The organism is Pseudomonas sp. SbOxS1 (assembly GCF_013416725.1).
Taxonomy (GTDB): Bacteria; Pseudomonadota; Gammaproteobacteria; order Pseudomonadales; family Pseudomonadaceae; genus Aquipseudomonas.
The window spans coordinates 206057-219279 of the sequence record NZ_JAAVXC010000008.1; the positions used below are offsets into that span (position 1 = coordinate 206057).

The 13223-nt window shown below is 59.2% G+C and carries 13 protein-coding genes; 5 read left to right on the top strand and 8 right to left on the bottom strand.

Annotated elements, in window-relative coordinates; all coding sequences use genetic code 11:
* Window positions 1–16 precede the first annotated feature (16 nt).
* Both HFK74_RS13085 and gpmI read right to left on the bottom strand, forming a co-directional pair.
* On the bottom strand, window positions 17–1312 hold the full coding sequence (locus HFK74_RS13085) for a murein hydrolase activator EnvC (RefSeq protein WP_180203869.1): 1296 nt from the start codon (window positions 1310–1312) through the stop codon (window positions 17–19).
* A 231-nt stretch (window positions 1313–1543) separates the two neighbouring features.
* Entirely contained in the window at window positions 1544–3073 is a 1530-nt protein-coding gene (gpmI, locus tag HFK74_RS13090; protein ID WP_180203870.1) for a 2,3-bisphosphoglycerate-independent phosphoglycerate mutase, read from the bottom strand.
* 151 nt (window positions 3074–3224) lie between these two features.
* Between gpmI and HFK74_RS13095 the strand changes: the two genes are divergently transcribed.
* From HFK74_RS13095 to secB, 3 genes are read left to right on the top strand one after another with little or no spacing between them, the layout of a single operon-like run.
* Complete coding sequence (locus tag HFK74_RS13095; protein ID WP_180203871.1) at window positions 3225–3638, top strand: rhodanese-like domain-containing protein; 414 nt, start codon at window positions 3225–3227, stop codon at window positions 3636–3638.
* Window position 3639: 1 nt separating this feature from the next.
* Window positions 3640–3894, top strand: coding sequence for a glutaredoxin 3 (grxC, locus tag HFK74_RS13100; protein ID WP_008058538.1), 255 nt, complete (start codon window positions 3640–3642; stop codon window positions 3892–3894).
* Window positions 3895–3936: 42 nt separating this feature from the next.
* Complete coding sequence (gene secB, locus HFK74_RS13105) at window positions 3937–4422, top strand: protein-export chaperone SecB (protein ID WP_008058540.1); 486 nt, start codon at window positions 3937–3939, stop codon at window positions 4420–4422.
* 171 nt (window positions 4423–4593) lie between these two features.
* Here the strand turns inward: secB and trmL are convergent, their stop codons facing one another.
* Window positions 4594–5049: a tRNA (uridine(34)/cytosine(34)/5-carboxymethylaminomethyluridine(34)-2'-O)-methyltransferase TrmL gene (trmL, locus tag HFK74_RS13110; protein ID WP_110965901.1), complete on the bottom strand. Its 456-nt coding sequence runs from the start codon at window positions 5047–5049 to the stop codon at window positions 4594–4596.
* Here trmL and HFK74_RS13115 point away from each other — a divergent pair.
* On the top strand, window positions 5048–5488 hold the full coding sequence (locus HFK74_RS13115; RefSeq protein WP_180203872.1) for a hypothetical protein: 441 nt from the start codon (window positions 5048–5050) through the stop codon (window positions 5486–5488). The genes trmL and HFK74_RS13115 overlap by 2 nt on opposite strands.
* 570 nt (window positions 5489–6058) lie before the next feature.
* Here HFK74_RS13115 and ntrC read toward each other — a convergent pair.
* From ntrC to glnA, 5 genes are all read right to left on the bottom strand, one after another.
* Entirely contained in the window at window positions 6059–7495 is a 1437-nt protein-coding gene (ntrC, locus tag HFK74_RS13120) for a nitrogen regulation protein NR(I) (RefSeq protein WP_008058546.1), read from the bottom strand.
* Complete coding sequence (gene glnL, locus HFK74_RS13125) at window positions 7492–8577, bottom strand: nitrogen regulation protein NR(II) (RefSeq protein ID WP_180203873.1); 1086 nt, start codon at window positions 8575–8577, stop codon at window positions 7492–7494. Before glnL ends, ntrC begins: the two co-directional genes overlap by 4 nt.
* Window positions 8578–8817: 240 nt before the next feature.
* Window positions 8818–9333, bottom strand: a complete 516-nt coding sequence (locus HFK74_RS13130) for a DUF4124 domain-containing protein (protein WP_180203874.1) — start codon at window positions 9331–9333, stop codon at window positions 8818–8820.
* Between the two features lie 25 nt (window positions 9334–9358).
* Window positions 9359–9769, bottom strand: coding sequence for a cupin domain-containing protein (locus tag HFK74_RS13135; protein WP_257230321.1), 411 nt, complete (start codon window positions 9767–9769; stop codon window positions 9359–9361).
* A gap of 187 nt (window positions 9770–9956) precedes the next feature.
* On the bottom strand, window positions 9957–11363 hold the full coding sequence (gene glnA, locus HFK74_RS13140; protein ID WP_008058552.1) for a type I glutamate--ammonia ligase: 1407 nt from the start codon (window positions 11361–11363) through the stop codon (window positions 9957–9959).
* A 328-nt stretch (window positions 11364–11691) separates the two neighbouring features.
* Between glnA and thiI the strand changes: the two genes are divergently transcribed.
* Entirely contained in the window at window positions 11692–13146 is a 1455-nt protein-coding gene (gene thiI, locus HFK74_RS13145) for a tRNA uracil 4-sulfurtransferase ThiI (protein WP_008058553.1), read from the top strand.
* Window positions 13147–13223: the final 77 nt, after the last annotated feature.

A 13223-nucleotide genomic window follows, 5' to 3' on the forward strand; every position in this document is an offset into this window, starting at 1 on the left:
GTAGGTGACTCAGCGCCTATCCTTGCGCGCGGCACCATTGCGCCGGATCACTCGGGTGACCCTGCTGACGAATAGCAAAGTACAGCGCTGGTGTGTCCTGCCCGCCACTGTTACCGACAGTGGAGATGGATTCACCGGCTTTTACCACGTCACCCGCAGACTTGAGCAGTGTCTGGTTGTGACCATAAAGACTCAAAAAGCCGTTGCCGTGGTCGAGAATCACCAGCAGCCCGGCGCCGCGCAACCAGTCGGCGAACACCACTCGACCGCCATGCACCGCATGCACCGCACTGCCGGCAGAAGCGCCGATCATCACGCCGTCCCACTTGGTCCGGGCGTCGTCGCCACGGCTTTCACCGAAGCGCGCCAACAGTCGACCATCGACAGGCCAGGGAAGTTTGCCGCGAGTTGACGCAAATGCGCCGCCAAAGGTTTCGCCTGAACTTGAAACCATTGGGCCGGGTGTCGATTTAACCGGTTTGCGTGGGGCGTCATCGTTGGCTTCTGCCAGCGCCTGGGCCTCACGTAAACGCTTTTTTTCGGCTTCCTGCTGGGCGATCAGCGCTTTTTGCCGCGCTTCTTCTGCCTCACGGGCCTGGCGGGCCAAGGTTTCTTCAATGGTTTTAAGGACTTTAGACAGGTCAGCCTGATCCTGCTCGCGGGCTGCCAGTTTCTGGTCGCGGGCCTTCACGTCGTCGTTGAGCTTGGCCAGGACTTGCTGGCGCTCCTGGCGAACCTTCTCGAGTTCGCCGCGCTGGGTTTCGAGGCTGCTTTGCTGTACCAGCAATTGCGCCTGCTGCAGGCCGATGTCTTTTTCGACATTGGCCAGCTGGCGCAGGGTTTCGTTGAAGTTCTTCAGCTGTTCCAGGCGGGCCTGGCTCAGGTAGTCGTAATAGGTGAGCGTGCGGGCGAACTTCTCGGGATTCTGCTGGTTGAGCAGCAGTTTCAAGTACTCCTGGCGGCCGTTCTGGTAAGCCGCGCGGGCCTGGATGGCGATCAGTCGCTGCTGTTCAGTGCGCGCGCTCTGGAGTTTTTTTTTCTCCGCATCGAGTCGCTGCAACTCGGTTTCGCTTTTCTTCAGCTCTTTTTGCAGGGCGTCGACCTGCTTCTCGAGCTTGCCCATCTCGGTCTCGGTGCCCTTGAGGTCCTTCTGCACGCCGGATTTTTCTTCCTGCAGCTTGCCCAGCAGTTTTTTCAACTCGGCAATGTCCTGACGCGTGGCGTCCAACTGTTGCTGGGTTTGCGCTCGCTCATCGGCGAAGGCCGGTTGGAGCAGGCAAGTCAGGGCAAGGGCTATCAGGACGCGGAGCATAGAGGCGGGCGACACCAGGGAAAGGGACGCCCTAGTATGCCCGCCCCACGCTGCAAAAAAAACGCCCAATTGGGGCTGTGTGATAACTGGCCCGAAAAACCACGCAAACCCCCTGTAGGAGCGAGCCTGCTCGCGATGGCGTCCTCACATTCAACATCGATATTGACTGTTGGATTGCTATCGCGAGCAGGCTCGCTCCTACAGGGGGTTGCGGTGTTTGGTGTAGCTCGATTAGACCAGAATCGAAGTCCCGGTCATTTCCGCCGGTTGTTCCAGGCCCAGCAGCTTCAGCATGGTCGGTGCCACATCCGCCAGCACGCCGCCTTCACGCACCTTCAGGTCGCGCTTGCCGACATAGATGAACGGCACCGGCTCGGTGGTGTGCGCGGTGTGCGCCTGACCCGTGGTCTCGTCGGACATTTGCTCGACGTTGCCGTGGTCTGCGGTGATCAGGGCTTCGCCGCCAACTTTCTCCAGCGCTTCGACAATGCGGCCGACGCACTGGTCAAGGCACTCAACGGCCTTGACCGCCGCTTCGAACACGCCGCTGTGGCCGACCATGTCGCCGTTGGCGTAGTTGACCACGATCACGTCGTAACGCTGGTTGTCGATGGCGTCGACGATGCGGTCGGTGACTTCCGGTGCGCTCATCTCCGGCTGCAAGTCGTAGGTGGCGACTTTCGGCGACGGGATCAGGATGCGCTCTTCGCCCGGAAACGGTTCTTCACGACCGCCAGAGAAGAAGAAGGTCACGTGGGCGTATTTTTCGGTTTCGGCGATGCGCAGCTGGGTCTTGCCGTTTTTCGCCAGGTAGTCGCCCAGCACGTTTTCCAGGCTGCCGGCGGCGAAGGCCGATGGCGCGGGAATGCTGGCGGCGTATTGGGTCAGCATGACGAAACCGGCCAATTTTGGCTGACGAGCACGCTCGAAGTCGTTGAAGTCGTCCTCGACGAAGACGCGGGTCAGTTCCCGGGCGCGGTCGGCGCGGAAGTTCATGAACACCACGGCGTCGCCGTCTTCTACTTTAACGGGTTCACCGATGGAGGTGGCCTTGACGAATTCGTCGCTCTCGCCACGCTCGTACGCGGCTTGCAGGCCTTCCTGGGCGGTGGCGGCGTTGAATTCGCCATGGCCGTCGACGATCAGGTTGTAGGCCTGGGATACGCGGTCCCAACGGTTGTCGCGATCCATGGCGAAATAACGACCGATGAGGCTGGCGATGCGGCCTTTGCCCAGCGCCTGGAAGGTGGCGTCCAGCAACTCGATCGAAGATTGCGCGCTTTTCGGCGGGGTATCGCGGCCGTCGAGGAAGGCGTGCAGGTAGATTTTTTCGGCGCCGCGCTTGGCAGCCAGCTCAGCCATGGCGACCAGGTGATCCTGGTGGCTGTGTACGCCACCATCGGACAGCAGGCCCATGAAGTGCACGGCTTTGCCGGCAGCGACGGCTTTGTCCACCGCGGCGCAGATGGTTGGGTTCTCGAAGAATTCGCCGTCGCGGATCGATTTGGTCACGCGGGTGAAATCCTGATACACCACACGGCCGGCACCGAGGTTCATGTGGCCGACTTCGGAGTTACCCATCTGGCCGTCAGGCAGGCCGACGTCCATGCCGCTGCCCGAAATCAGGCCGTTGGGCACGGTGGCCCACAAACGGTCCAGTACGGGCTTCTTGGCCGCGAAGATGGCATTGGATTCAGGGCTCTCACTGTGACCGAAGCCGTCGAGAATGATCAGGACCAAAGGTTTAGGCGTGGTAGTCATGGAGTCCACTCGTGGCTGAGAAAAGAGGGCGATGGAAAAGGGAGTGGCAGTTTAATGCGAAGTTCCGGCCACGTCACCGCCGGACGGGGTTTGGCCCACCATAGTGGCTGTGTATACTGGCCGACATTTTAACGCCCTGGAACCTCCTTCGATGGTTGCTCACCTGATTGAATTTGCCACTAACCACTACATCCTCGTCGGTATCTTCGTCGTACTGCTGGCGTTGCTGATTGCCTATCAGATGCAGGGCGGCGGCCGTAGCCTGAGCACCGGCGAACTGACTGGCCTGGTCAACAAAGACGCTGGCGTGGTGATCGACATTCGTCCGACCAAGGACTTCGCCGCCGGCCACATTGTAGGCGCGTTGAACATTCCTCACGACAAACTGGCTGCTCGCGTTGGCGAACTGGAAAAGCACAAGGCCAAGACCATCATCCTGGTCGATGCCATGGGCCAGACCGCCGGTACCCACGCTCGCGAACTGGTAAAGGCTGGCTTCACCGCCGCCAAGCTGTCCGGTGGCGTTTCCAGCTGGAAAGCCGACAATCTGCCGCTGGTGAAGTGATATGAGTAACGTCGTCGTCTATTCCAGCGATTACTGCCCTTATTGCTCCCGAGCCAAGTACCTGCTCGAGAACAAAGGCGTGGCCTTCGAAGAGATCAAGGTCGATGGCAAGCCGCAGGTGCGTGCCGCAATGGCTCAGAAGGCCGGACGCACGTCCGTGCCGCAGATCTGGATCGGCAGCACTCACGTTGGCGGTTGTGATGATTTGTTTGCCCTGGAGCGCGCCGGCAAGCTCGACGCGCTGCTCAAGGCCTGAATTCCATACCCTATAAAAGCCCAAGATCAGAAAGGATCTGAGATGACTGACCAACAGAACACTGCAGCTAGCGAAGAAGAAACCGCACCGCAATTCTCCTTGCAGCGCATCTACGTACGTGACTTGTCCTTCGAAGCCCCGAAAAGCCCGGCGATCTTCCGCCAGCAGTGGGAGCCGAGTGTCGGTCTGGATCTGAACACCCGTCAAAAGGCGCTGGAAGGCGATTTTCACGAAGTCGTACTGACCCTGTCGGTCACCGTGAAAAACGGTGAAGAAGTGGCGTTCATCGCCGAAGTGCAGCAGGCCGGTATCTTCCTGATCAAGAACCTGGACGACGCTTCGATGAGCCACACCCTGGGCGCGTTCTGCCCGAACATCCTGTTCCCGTACGCTCGCGAAGCGCTGGACAGCCTGGTGACCCGCGGCTCGTTCCCGGCCCTGATGCTGGCACCGGTGAACTTCGACGCCCTGTACGCGCAAGAGCTGCAACGCATGCAAGCGGCGGGCGAGACTCCGACCGTTCAATAAAAGAAAGCTTCGTTTGCTCCATGAAAAAAGCGCCTGTTAAAGGCGCTTTTTTCATGGAGCAAACGAAACCTGTAGGAGCTGGCTTGCCAGCGAAGGGGTCATCACACTCAACCTCTGTGTGGCTGTTGCACCGCCTTCGCTGGCAAGCCAGCTCCTACAAGGGCCGCGGTGTTATTTGAAGTCGTTCTGCCGCCAAGCCTCGTATACGGCGACAGCCACGGTGTTGGACAGATTCAGGCTGCGGCAGCCTTCGCGCATCGGCAGGCGCAGGCGTTGTTCGCCGGGCAGGGCGTCGAGCACCTCGGCTGGCAGGCCACGGCTTTCCGGGCCGAACAGGAACGCATCGCCAGGGGCGAAGCTGACGTCGTGAAACGGCCGCGAGCCCTTGGTGGTGAAGGCGAACAACCGCGGATGACCGAGGCTTTCCAGGCAGCTGGCCAGGTCCGCATGGCGTTGCAGAGTGGCATACTCGTGGTAGTCGAGGCCCGCCCGGCGCAGGCGCTTGTCGTCCATCTCGAAGCCCAGCGGTTCGATCAAATGCAGGTGGCAGCCACTGTTGGCGCACAGCCTGATAACGTTGCCGGTGTTCGGCGGAATTTCTGGTTGGAAAAGGATGACGTGAAACATGCACGGCTCCGAAGGTAGAGATGAGCGGCATTCTACGCCGCAAGCCGACCCTCGTTCGAAACTATTCCCGCGTGTGATGGCTTCGCTGGCAATTGTGGGGGTGATGGTAGGGTTGATGATCGGTCGCCTGACCACCCCCGACCCCAGCGAATTGCAGCAGATCGAAGTGACTGGTGACGGGTTGGTGGTGTGGTTCAACAATGAACCCAAGACCCACGGCGAGATCGTGGAAGGCAGTGTTGCACTGTTGTTCGAAGCTCAAGGCCAGGCGCAGAAAGGCCAGCTCAAGCTCAACGGCAAGGACGTGAACTGGAGAGCGCGATTGAGTGACGGGGGATTGTTGCTGACGCTGGTGGCGGCCCGTCCTCTTCAGGGGGAGTGGGCCGGTAGTGAGGTCGATGACCGCTGGCGGCTGGAGATCCATCTCCAGGAGCAATAAAAGAGGGAATCCCCGGCCTGCCTGTACCAAGGTCCCCAAAACGGGAGGGTTCGCGCATAGCGCCTGAACCCGGTGTAAAGAGGGAATCCCCGGCCTGCCTGTACCAAGGACCCCAAAACGGGAGGGCTCGTCGCTTGTGCGGTGTGAGCCCGGTGTAAAGAGGGGAATCCCCGGCCTGCCTGTACCAAGGTCCCCGAAACTGGGTAGTGATCTGAATCACTGATGGGACTATTGCAGGGGACGTGCCAGGTTTTAACAAGTTGAAATAGAAAGTCGTGTAGAAAAGCTGAAAGCCCCGTAATCCGGGGCTTTCGTGTTTTTTCGATAGGGGTTCGATTGCGAATAAAAGTGGGGTTTCGGATCAGTTACCGTGCGCGATTGCGGTTCACGGTGCCTTCAGGCGGTGCACGGGAGCCCAAAAAGCTTCGCGAGCAGGCTCCCACAGGGCTTTTGATCGTTCCCACGCTCTGCGTGGGAACGCCTCAATGGACGCTCTGCGTCCGCTCTTGGGACGCGGAGCGTCCCGGGCTGCATTCCCACGCGGAGCATGGGAACGATCGGGTTAAGGGTTTAGCCCTCATCCCCCTCATCATCATCCCCACCATCTACCTTCATCCCCAGCTCCTTGATCTTGCGAGTCAGGGTATTACGCCCCCAGCCCAGCAACACGGCGGCATCGCGGCGGCGGCCGGCGGTGTGCTTGAGGGCGGTCTCGATCATGATCCGCTCGAAGGTCGGCACGGCGCTGTCCAGCAGGCTGGACTGCCCGCGAGCCAGTGCCTGGTCGGCCCATTGGCGCAGCGCCTGTTCCCAGTTGGTTACCGGGGCCGAATCCTGCGGAAGGCTCAGCAGCTCCGGTGGCAGGTCGCCGATATGCACTTCGCGACCCGACGCCATCACGGTGATCCAACGGCACGTGTTCTCCAGTTGGCGCACGTTGCCGGGCCATGGCAGGTTTTTCAGGTATTCCTCGGTTTCGTTTTTCAGCAGCTTCGGCTCGACCGCCAGCTCCTGCGCTGCACGGCCAAGGAAGTGCTTGGCCAGGGTCGGGATGTCTTCGCGGCGGTCTGACAGGCGCGGTATGTGGATGCGGATCACGTTGAGACGGTGGAACAAGTCTTCACGGAATTTCCCGGCATTCACCAGGGTTTCCAGGTTCTGGTGCGTGGCGGCGATGATCCGCACATCGACCTTGACCGGGACGTGGCCACCGACACGGTAGAACTCGCCATCAGCCAAAACCCGCAGCAAACGAGTCTGGGTGTCAGCCGGCATGTCGCCGATTTCATCGAGGAACAGCGTGCCCCCATCCGCCTGCTCGAATCGCCCGCGACGCAGGTTGGCGGCCCCGGTGAACGCGCCTTTTTCGTGGCCGAACAACTCGGATTCCATCAGGTCCTTGGGGATCGCTGCCATGTTCAGTGCAATGAATGGTGAAGCTGCGCGCGGGCTGTGGCGGTGCAGGGCGTGGGCCACCAGTTCTTTACCGGTGCCGGATTCGCCGTTGATCAGCACGGTGATGTTGGAGTGGCTCAAGCGCCCGATGGCGCGAAACACTTCCTGCATCGCTGGCGCTTCGCCGATGATTTCCGGCGTGCGGGTCAGTGCGACCGGGACTTCCAGGCCTTGTTGCTCCTGGGCGTGCTGGTTCGCGCGCTTGACCAGGGAGACCGCTTCGTCGACATCGAACGGCTTGGGCAGGTATTCAAAGGCGCCGCCCTGATAGGACGCGACAGCGCTGTCCAGATCCGAGTGCGCGGTCATGATGATCACCGGCAGCCGTGGGTGCTGCTCGCGAATCCGCGCCAGAAGGTCCAGGCCGCTGGCGCCGGGCATGCGGATGTCGGAGATGATCACGTCCGGCTGCTGGCGCGCCAGGCGGCTCATTACGCCATCGGCGCTGTCGAAGCTTTGCGTGGTCATGCCTTCCTGCTGCAAGGCTTTTTCCAGGACCCAACGGATAGAACGGTCGTCATCGACGATCCACACGGTTTCACTACGGCTCATGTCGATGTGGCTCCTTGTTCCAGTGGCAGAAAGATCGAGAAGGTGGTGTGGCCGGGGTGGCTGTCACATTCGATCAAGCCCTGGTGCTGGCTGATGATGTTCTGGGTAATGGCCAGGCCCAGCCCGGTACCGTCCGGACGTCCGCTGACCATGGGGAAAAAGATGGTTTCCTGAAGATCCGCAGGAATGCCCGGTCCGTTGTCGATGATTTCGATCTTGGTCACCAGGCGATGGCGCACGTGGCCGATGGTGAACTGGCGCATGGCGCGGGTGCGCAGGCTGATGCGGCCCAGGCGCAGCTCATTCTGGCTACTGATGGCCTGCATCGCATTGCGCACGATGTTCAGCACGGCCTGGATCATTTGTTCACGATCGATCAGGACGTCTGGAATGCTCGGGTCGTAGTCACGCACCAAAGTGATGCAGCCCTGGCTTTCGGCCTCGACCAGATGGCAGACGCGCTCCAGCACTTCGTGGATGTTGCACATGGCCAGCGATGGCAGCTTGTTCGAGCCGAGCATGCGATCGACCAGGTTGCGCAGGCGGTCGGCCTCTTCAATGATGACATTGGTGTAGTCGCGCAGGCTTTCTTCCGGCAGCTCGCGGGCCAGCAGCTGTGCCGCGCCGCGAATACCGCCCAGCGGATTCTTGATTTCATGGGCCAGGCCCCGCACCAGCATCTTGCTGGTTTCCTGCTTTGAAAGCTGCGCCTCTTCCTTGGTGATGCGCAGCAAGCGGTCGCGGGGGTGGACTTCGAGCAGCAGCAACGTGTCGCCACCTGAAAGGATCGGCGTTACCGCGTAATCGACCGTGAGGGTCTGGCCGGTAAGGGCGGTAAGCATCGCTTCGCGCTTGGTAAAGGGGTGCGCCTGCTGTACCGCCTGGCGCAACGAATTCAGCGCCTCGGTGGATTCGGTAAACAGCTCGCTGATGAACTGCCCATGGCTGCGCTGGCCGCTGATGGCCAGGAGCATCTCCGCCGCGGGGTTCATGTACTCAAGGCGCAGTTCGGCGTTGAGCAGGATGGTGGCGGTGGTCAGGTTGTCGAGCAGCAAGCGGTGTAGTGCGTCGCTGATGGTCATTCAGGACCTCTTTTGGCGCATGAATAAAGAGCTGATGCGAGCAAACTGCAAAAACCAAACCAAGGCTCTGAAAAGAAGCGTTTAAGCGCTGAAACGGGCGTTTGACGCTCGATTGCGTGGCGCTTTGCCAGATCGTTCGGGTACTTTCGAACCAAAATGGGTTGGAATTTGAACGCGGTGCAACCAATCGCACCAATATAGTGCGAAAACTCAAGCGAGGCTAAAACAAGCCCAAGGTCTTCAGCGCTTGTGCACTCGCTGCAAGGTAAAGGTCACGGTGGGGCTCTGCTGTACGACTGTTTCGCCGTCGATCACTTGCACGGCGACGGTGTGCAAGCCGCGATCGATGTTCACCAGTTGCAGGATCGGTACGTTGCCTGGCTGGCCATAGGGTTGCCCATCCAGTAACAACCTGAACCGATGCGAGCCTTGGAGGCGCGGTTTGATCAGCACGTTGACGGTGAAGGTACCGTTGTTGGCGCGCAAGGACCCTTCGTTGGGCAGGCCGGTCAGCTCAAGAACCTCGTAAGTACTGTTTATCTGCTCGCGGTTATTGATGGGGACGGGCGGAGCAGGTTCGCTGGGCGGTTGACGCTCGATACGGTTCAGCGGTGGCAAATCAACCGCCTGAGCGCTAACACCATCGGGTGGTTGATTGCTGTAGGCCGTGTTGCCGGCAGCATCGGTGTACTTGTAGATCTGGGCCATTGCAGGAAAGCCTGATAACAGCCCCAGGAACAATAAGAGTGGCCGCATTCAGGCTCCCTGTGAGCAGCAAAAATTACTCCGACAAAGGAATACCCTCGCTGCCAGCATAGAACACGATAAGTTCTACCGGTTCCTCACCGGTGACTCCGCGATGAGTGATATTGACCATTTCGGCGACAGCATCCCCTTGTTTGACGCGCCGGATCTGGCCACTGTCCTTGCTCTCTATCGTCAGCTCGCCGCTGAGGATATACGCCGCATTTGGCATGGCGTGGGTATGCCATGGAAGTTGCGTATTGGCCGGGATCTTCAGTTTAAGCACTGACAGTTCAGGTTCGGCGTAAGGGTAGTGAGTGTAAGGCGTGTCGTCCCAGGATCTGCTGCTTTGCAACAGGACTTTGCGTTCCATCGCTGTTGGGGGCGCGGAGTTGCTACAGCCCTGCAGGGCGAGGGCGACGAGGGCAGTAAATAGGGGGGTGAGCATGGATCGCTTCATGTTTCCGTCCTTTGAGTTCAAGACGGTACAGGCTACGGGTCGCTCATATTTTTTTAAGCCGGACGTTGCCGGGAATGCCCGGGGAAACATGGACTCCTTGCGTGAGACGTTGCCTACAAAAAAGGCCTCCCGAAGGAGGCCTCTTTGTCACGCCGCTTGCGCAGGCGCTACCGGATTAGCAGCTGTAGTACAGCTCGTATTCCAGTGGGTGTACGAAGGTACGTACCTTGATTTCTTCTTCGCTTTTCAGGGCGATGTAAGCGTCGATGAAGTCGTCGCTGAAAACGCCGCCTTTGGTCAGGAACGCACGACCTTTGTCCAGCTCTTCCAGGGCTTCTTTCAGGCTGCCGCAAACTTGTGGGATCTCTTTCGCCTCTTCAGGCGGCAGGTCGTACAGGTTTTTGTCAGCTGCGTCGCCAGGGTGGATCTTGTTCTGGATGCCGTCCAGGCCAGCCATCAGCAGTGCGGCGAAGCACAGGTACGGGTTGGCAGCCGGATCCGGGAAGCGTGCTTCGATACGGCGGGCTTTCGGGCTCGACACGTAAGGAATACGGATCGAAGCCGAGCGGTTGCGAGCCGAGTAGGCCAGCATTACCGGCGCTTCGAAGCCTGGAACCAGACGCTTGTAGGAGTTGGTCGCCGGGTTGGTGAAGCCGTTCAGGGCCTTACCGTGCTTGATGATGCCGCCGATGAAGTACAGGGCGGTATCGGACAGGCCGGCATAACCTTCGCCAGCGAAGGTGTTCTTGCCTTCTTTCCAGATCGACATGTGTACGTGCATACCCGAGCCGTTGTCGCCGTACAGAGGCTTAGGCATGAAGGTAGCAGTACGGCCGTAGGCATCTGCAACGTTGTGCACGACGTACTTCAGGGTTTGGGTCTCGTCGGCTTTCTTCACCAGGGTGTTGAACTTGACGCCGATTTCGTTCTGGCCGGCAGTTGCCACTTCGTGGTGGTGAACTTCGACGGTCAGGCCCATTTCTTCCAGTGCGTTGCACATGGAGGTACGGATTTCGTGGTCGTGGTCGAACGGCGGAACCGGGAAGTAGCCACCTTTGACGCCTGGACGGTGGCCTTTGTTGCCGCCTTCGATGTCCTGGTCGGACATCCAAGAACCTTGTTCGGAGTAGATCTTGAACATGGAGCCGGAAATGTCGGACTTGAACTTCACTTGGTCGAAGATGAAGAACTCTGGCTCTGGACCGGCGAACACGGTGTCACCGATACCGGTGGATTTCAGGTGCTCTTCGGCGCGCTTGGCGATCGCACGTGGGTCGCGGTCGTAGCCTTGCATGCTCGAAGGTTCGATGATGTCGCAGACCAGGATCAGGGTCGGCTCTTCGGTGAACGGGTCCAGAACAGCGGTGGAGTCGTCCGGCAGCAGGATCATGTCGGAGGCTTCGATGCCTTTCCAGCCAGCGATGGAGGAGCCGTCGAACATTTTGCCGACTTCAAAGAAGTCATCGTCCAGCGCATCGCGAGCCGGCATGGTCACGTGGTGCTGAGTGCCCTTGGTGTCTGTGAAGCGCAGATCAATCCACTTGACGTCATGATCTTTGATGAGTTGAACCGACTTCGACATAGTGTCCTCCGGGTGGATTAGGGCTGGTAGTGGATGCCCTTAAATGTTTGTGATGCCGGCGCGAATACTCTGCCAAGGCAACCTGCCTCACAAGGGAGCAAATTGCATGCCAGTGCCCCACCATGGGTTTTTTGCCCCAAATTCACGCTTATAAGGTGGGAAAGCACCTTAAAGCGGAAAATCTCGCCCTACAATGTGGCGCTCATTTCAATAAATGACCTGTTTTGGTGCATGTAAAACCTTCTGCACATTATCTGGTTAAACCTTGAGCAATTTCCGCTATAATCCGCGCCCCCCTTTTTCGGCAGGCCTCGCGCGCGCTGTTTCCATGAAATTAATCGTAAAAGTCTTTCCAGAGATCACCATCAAGAGCCGCCCGGTACGGATGCGTTTCATCCGCCAGTTGGCCAAGAACATCCGTGCCGTGCTCCGTGACCTGGACCCGGCTGTGGTGGTGAACGGTGTGTGGGACAATCTCGAGCTGGAGACCCGCGTCAGCGATCCCAAGGCCCTGAAGGAGATGGGCGAGCGCCTGAGCTGCATGCCGGGCATCGCGCACTTCCTGCAGATCGACGAGTACCCGTTGGGTGACTTCGATGACATCGTCGAGAAGTGCAAGCAGCACTACGGTGATGCACTGGCCGGGAAGATCTTCTCGGTACGTTGCAAACGCGCCGGCAAGCACCCATTTAGCTCCATAGACATCGAGAAATATGTCGGCAGCCAGTTGCGCCGTCAGTGCGGTGCCGCCGGAATCGACCTGAAAAAGCCTGAAATCGAAGTTCGCATCGAAGTTCGCGACCAACGGTTGTTCGTGATCCACAGCCAGCACAACGGTATCGGCGGTTATCCGCTGGGTGCGCTGGAACAGACGCTGGTGCTGATGTCCGGTGGCTTCGATTCCACCGTTGCGGCCTACCAGATCATGCGCCGCGGCCTGATGGCGCATTTCTGCTTCTTCAACCTGGGTGGACGTGCCCACGAACTGGGCGTCATGGAAGTCGCGCATTTCATCTGGAAGAAGTACGGCAGCTCCCAACGCGTGTTATTTGTCAGTGTGCCGTTCGAAGAAGTGCTGGGAGAAATTCTCGGCAAAGTCGATAACAGTCATATGGGCGTAGTATTGAAGCGTATGATGTTGCGCGCTTCCTCCCAAATTGCCGATCGACTGCACATCGAAGCGCTGGTGACCGGTGAGGCGATCTCCCAGGTGTCGAGCCAGACGTTGCCGAACCTGTCGGTGATCGATTGCGTGACCGACAAACTGGTCTTGCGCCCGCTGATTGCCAGCCACAAGCAGGACATCATCGACACGGCCAACGAAATCGGCACCGCCGACTTCGCCAGGCACATGCCGGAGTACTGCGGGGTCATCTCGGTGAACCCCAAGACCGCTGCCAAGCGCCATCGCGTGGAGCACGAAGAGAAAGAATTCGACATGGCAGTCCTTGAGCGTGCGCTCGAGAACGCCAAACTGGTACCGATCGATCGCGTGATCGACGAATTGGGCCAGGACTTGCAAATTGAAGAAGTCAGCGAAGCGCTGGCCGGTCAGATCGTGATCGACATCCGTCACCCGGATGCCGCTGAAGACGACCCGCTGGACCTTGCTGGCATCGAGGTACAAACGATGCCGTTTTATGCACTGAACGCTCGTTTCAAGGAACTGGACCCTACTCGCCAGTACCTGCTTTATTGCGACAAAGGCGTGATGAGTCGCCTGCATGCCCACCATTTGCTCAGTGAGGGACATGCCAATGTGCGCGTTTATCGACCGAGCTAAGTGCCCGGGGCTGTTTGCCTGTGGCTTGCGTCACCGGCCCCCCGACGCCGCCGTCAAGCTGTAACGGCAAGGCCTGA

Coding starts and splice junctions, on each gene's coding strand:
- HFK74_RS13085 (WP_180203869.1), bottom strand. CDS start 1,312: ATGCTCCGCGTCCTGATAGCCCTTGCCCTGACTTGCCTGCTCCAACCG.
- gpmI (WP_180203870.1), bottom strand. CDS start 3,073: ATGACTACCACGCCTAAACCTTTGGTCCTGATCATTCTCGACGGCTTC.
- HFK74_RS13095 (WP_180203871.1), top strand. CDS start 3,225: ATGGTTGCTCACCTGATTGAATTTGCCACTAACCACTACATCCTCGTC.
- grxC (WP_008058538.1), top strand. CDS start 3,640: ATGAGTAACGTCGTCGTCTATTCCAGCGATTACTGCCCTTATTGCTCC.
- secB (WP_008058540.1), top strand. CDS start 3,937: ATGACTGACCAACAGAACACTGCAGCTAGCGAAGAAGAAACCGCACCG.
- HFK74_RS13115 (WP_180203872.1), top strand. CDS start 5,048: ATGCACGGCTCCGAAGGTAGAGATGAGCGGCATTCTACGCCGCAAGCC.
- trmL (WP_110965901.1), bottom strand. CDS start 5,049: ATGTTTCACGTCATCCTTTTCCAACCAGAAATTCCGCCGAACACCGGC.
- ntrC (WP_008058546.1), bottom strand. CDS start 7,495: ATGAGCCGTAGTGAAACCGTGTGGATCGTCGATGACGACCGTTCTATC.
- glnL (WP_180203873.1), bottom strand. CDS start 8,577: ATGACCATCAGCGACGCACTACACCGCTTGCTGCTCGACAACCTGACC.
- HFK74_RS13130 (WP_180203874.1), bottom strand. CDS start 9,333: ATGCGGCCACTCTTATTGTTCCTGGGGCTGTTATCAGGCTTTCCTGCA.
- HFK74_RS13135 (WP_257230321.1), bottom strand. CDS start 9,769: ATGCTCACCCCCCTATTTACTGCCCTCGTCGCCCTCGCCCTGCAGGGC.
- glnA (WP_008058552.1), bottom strand. CDS start 11,363: ATGTCGAAGTCGGTTCAACTCATCAAAGATCATGACGTCAAGTGGATT.
- thiI (WP_008058553.1), top strand. CDS start 11,692: ATGAAATTAATCGTAAAAGTCTTTCCAGAGATCACCATCAAGAGCCGC.